The sequence below is a fragment of the Enterobacter sp. genome, assembly GCF_977039595.1.
Genome location: NZ_CDRQYH010000131.1, coordinates 1 through 3494 on the forward strand (window position 1 = coordinate 1; position 3494 = coordinate 3494).

At 52.5% G+C, this 3494-nt stretch carries 3 protein-coding genes and 1 rRNA gene; 2 read left to right on the top strand and 2 right to left on the bottom strand.

The features are described 5' to 3' along the window. Positions 1-3: 3 nt before the first annotated feature. Together rrf and ACWYRJ_RS20620 are read left to right on the top strand one after the other, a co-directional pair. A 5S ribosomal RNA gene (gene rrf / locus ACWYRJ_RS20615) occupies positions 4-119 on the top strand. A 208-nt stretch (positions 120-327) separates the two neighbouring features. Continuing rightward, positions 328-1623, top strand: a complete 1296-nt coding sequence (locus tag ACWYRJ_RS20620; RefSeq protein WP_455508533.1) for an MFS family transporter — start codon at positions 328-330, stop codon at positions 1621-1623. Here ACWYRJ_RS20620 and ACWYRJ_RS20625 read toward each other — a convergent pair. Both ACWYRJ_RS20625 and pssA read right to left on the bottom strand, forming a co-directional pair. Beyond that, positions 1620-1943 (bottom strand): YfiM family lipoprotein, encoded by a 324-nt coding sequence (locus ACWYRJ_RS20625; protein ID WP_032643716.1) that lies wholly within the window; start codon positions 1941-1943, stop codon positions 1620-1622. The genes ACWYRJ_RS20620 and ACWYRJ_RS20625 overlap by 4 nt on opposite strands. Positions 1944-1988: 45 nt before the next feature. Beyond that, positions 1989-3344 carry a CDP-diacylglycerol--serine O-phosphatidyltransferase gene (gene pssA / locus ACWYRJ_RS20630; protein WP_115876029.1) on the bottom strand — a complete coding sequence of 452 codons (1356 nt, stop codon included), beginning with the start codon at positions 3342-3344 and terminating at the stop codon, positions 1989-1991. Positions 3345-3494: the final 150 nt, after the last annotated feature.

A 3494-nucleotide genomic window follows, 5' to 3' on the forward strand; every position in this document is an offset into this window, starting at 1 on the left:
TTGCCTGGCGGCTTTAGCGCGGTGGTCCCACCTGACCCCATGCCGAACTCAGAAGTGAAACGCCGTAGCGCCGATGGTAGTGTGGGGTCTCCCCATGTGAGAGTAGGGAACTGCCAGGCATCAAACATAAGAACCCCGTACCGAAAGGTGCGGGGTTTTTTGCTTTTGTTTTCCCACTCTGGCCTTTCTCTTAATCCCTTATCCTGCTAATGGAATGTGTGATCTCTGTCTCAATGTGATTTATAACAAAATTATAACATTTCATTTACGAGGTTATTGAGTCTCCTGGCTCAATACGCCGCAGTTTATGGCAGGAGCATAATCACAATGACAGAAAGCATGACATCAAACGGGACGCTGGGTCACAGTGATACCCGAAGAAGGGTATGGGCAATCGTCAGCGCCTCTTCAGGGAATCTGGTTGAATGGTTCGACTTTTACGTCTACTCATTCTGTTCACTCTACTTCGCACATATCTTCTTCCCCTCCGGCAACACCACAACGCAGCTGCTTCAAACGGCAGGGGTGTTTGCCGCAGGATTCTTGATGCGACCCATCGGGGGCTGGCTGTTTGGCCGCATTGCGGATCGTCGCGGGCGTAAGGCCTCTATGCTGATCTCGGTGTGCATGATGTGCTTTGGCTCGCTGGTGATCGCCTGCTTACCGGGATATGAATCGATTGGCACCTGGGCACCGGCGCTACTTTTGGTGGCCCGCTTATTCCAGGGATTATCGGTAGGCGGTGAATACGGTACCAGTGCGACCTACATGAGTGAGATTGCACTGGAAGGCCGTAAGGGTTTTTACGCCTCATTCCAGTACGTCACGCTAATTGGTGGTCAGCTGCTGGCCATCCTTGTGGTGGTGATCCTGCAGCAAATTTTGACGGACGAACAGCTTCATGCCTGGGGATGGCGGATCCCTTTCGCAATGGGCGCAGTACTGGCGGTCGTTGCACTTTGGCTACGCCGTCAGTTAGATGAAACCTCTCAGAAAGAGGTCCGGATGCTGAAGGAGGCGGGAACATTCAAAGGGTTGTGGCGTAACCGCAAAGCTTTCCTGATGGTGCTGGGCTTCACCGCGGGCGGCTCTCTTAGTTTCTACACGTTCACCACCTATATGCAAAAGTACCTGGTGAACACAACCGGTATGCACGCCAACGTCGCCAGCGTGGTCATGACCGTGGCGCTGTTTGTCTTTATGCTCATACAGCCGATCGTCGGTGCGCTCTCGGATAAAATTGGTCGACGTACGTCGATGCTGATTTTTGGCGGGCTGTCGGCGTTATGTACCGTTCCTATTCTGACTGCGCTTCAGCATGTCTCTTCACCGTATGCCGCCTTTGCGCTGGTGATGGTGGCGATGGTGATTGTCAGTTTCTATACCTCAATCAGCGGGATACTGAAAGCCGAGATGTTCCCGGCGCAGGTTCGTGCGTTAGGAGTAGGGCTTTCTTATGCGGTAGCCAACGCGGTGTTTGGCGGATCGGCGGAGTACGTTGCGTTGTCGCTTAAGTCATGGGGAAGCGAAACGACATTCTTCTGGTACGTAACGGGTATGGGGGCTCTGGCTTTTATTGTTTCCCTGATGCTGCATCGCAAAGGGAAAGGTATCCGACTTTAATAGCGCGCCATCTGCCACACGGCGTAGCCGGTCGTTGCGCCGGCAACATCCCAGGCGAAATCTTTCCAGCTCCAGCCGCTCCCTGCGGGGCGGCTATCCCACAGTTCTTTTGATGCCCCAAGACCTACTGAGAACATCAGCCCGATCGCCGCGCTACGGTCCCGGCTGTATCCCTGATGCTGGGCATATTCATTACCGGCTGCGGACAACATCGCGGAAGCGAGGAAATGCTGTGCTTTATCCTGTCCGGACCAGCTATCGTTGGCCATATGGCTACAGCCACTCAGGAAAAGGACACTCAGTAACAGAGGAATACGCATCAACGGGCTCCATAAAAAAGCCCTGCGGGTGACAGGGCCTGGATATTACAGAATACGGCTGATAAGTCGGTCGATACGGATACGACGTAAGCGGCGAATAAGCTTGCGAACTTTTACCGGATAATCGGCAATGCTCTGCAGTTCACGGTAGTGATTCACCACGGTCGTATGGGTGCGAATCAGCTCCAGCTCGCGTTCACGTTGGGCGGCTAATTCATGCTGCGGGTCATGGATCAGGATAGCGTTTTCCAGATCCAGTCGCCATGCGCGCGGGTTCAGGTTGTTACCGGTCAGCAACATCCACTCATCGTCGACCCACATGCCTTTCAGATGGTAACTATTGTCTTCATCTTTCCAGAGACGCACAACCAGTTGGTCAGTGTTGACGTAATACTGTAAGCGGCTCAGGAAACGACGCAGGTTAATCTCATAGAGATAAGGCAGCGCACCGATGATTTTGAACGGCTGATCTTCAGGAATGAAGAAGTCGTTTGCCGTTTTATCACCAACGATAATTTCCACTTTTTTACCGTCGCGCAGCAGCTGAATGATATTACGCACCAGCACGGCAGGAAGGTTAAAGTACGGCGTACAGATGGTGAGTTTCTGCTCCGCACACGGCATCAGATGGAAGATCGTTTTGTTCAGCTGGCTTGATTTGCCGAGTCCTACCAGCGGGGTAACGGATAACTCTTCGTTGTTCGCATCGCCCTGGAAATGATAGACCGCATCACGCAGCTCCTGGCGGAAGGCGCGAACATCGTTTTTAATTTCCGGGCTTTTAGGGCGCTCGGGATCGTCAAGACGGTTAACACCACGGCCATGGACCAGATTTTTATCAACCCAGTTAAACATGATATCGGCCATCTGCGGATTACGGATCAGATGATAGCGGTCGTAGCGATATTTATCGAGTTGATGAAGGTAGACATCATTGAGGCTGGCGCCGCTGTACAGCACGCTGTCATCAATGATGAATCCCTTGAAATGAAGGACGCCGAGCGCTTCACGGGTATTAACCGGGACGCCATAAACAGGCACATCGACGCCAGGATTTTCCTGCGCCGTACGGCAATACCAGTCAGCATTGGTGTTTGACGCGGCAGCGCCAATACGGCCACGCTGAGCTCGATGCCAGTCTACCAGCACGCGAACATCAAGTTCCGGGCGCTGACGTTTGGCGTCATAGAGCGCGTTCAGGATCGCGCGCCCGCCTTCATCCTGTTCAAGATACAGTGCCACAATGCAAATGCGTCGTGTGGCGCTGGCAATCTTTTCCAGAAGCGTCTCCCGAAAATGAGCGGGAGCGTAAAAGAACTCTACATCATCAACTGACTGAGAAATCTTCGGTAGTTGAGCAAGGTGTTGTTGATGTTTATTACGCTTAAATTTTGACAACATCACAGTGCGTTTCTTCTCTGTTCATTGAAGGGTTGTCTGTACCATGCAAACAACATAAGCGGACAATGATACCACCAGTCCCGTCCAAAGTGGGTAACATTTCCAGTAGCTTACTCGGGTTTGTCTGCTGGTGTCAGGCCGAGGGATAAG

Excerpts from the sequence above, each read along its gene's own strand:
- ACWYRJ_RS20620 (WP_455508533.1), top strand. The coding sequence starts at position 328 with ATGACAGAAAGCATGACATCAAACGGGACGCTGGGTCACAGTGATACC.
- ACWYRJ_RS20625 (WP_032643716.1), bottom strand. The coding sequence starts at position 1,943 with ATGCGTATTCCTCTGTTACTGAGTGTCCTTTTCCTGAGTGGCTGTAGC.
- pssA (WP_115876029.1), bottom strand. The coding sequence starts at position 3,344 with ATGTTGTCAAAATTTAAGCGTAATAAACATCAACAACACCTTGCTCAA.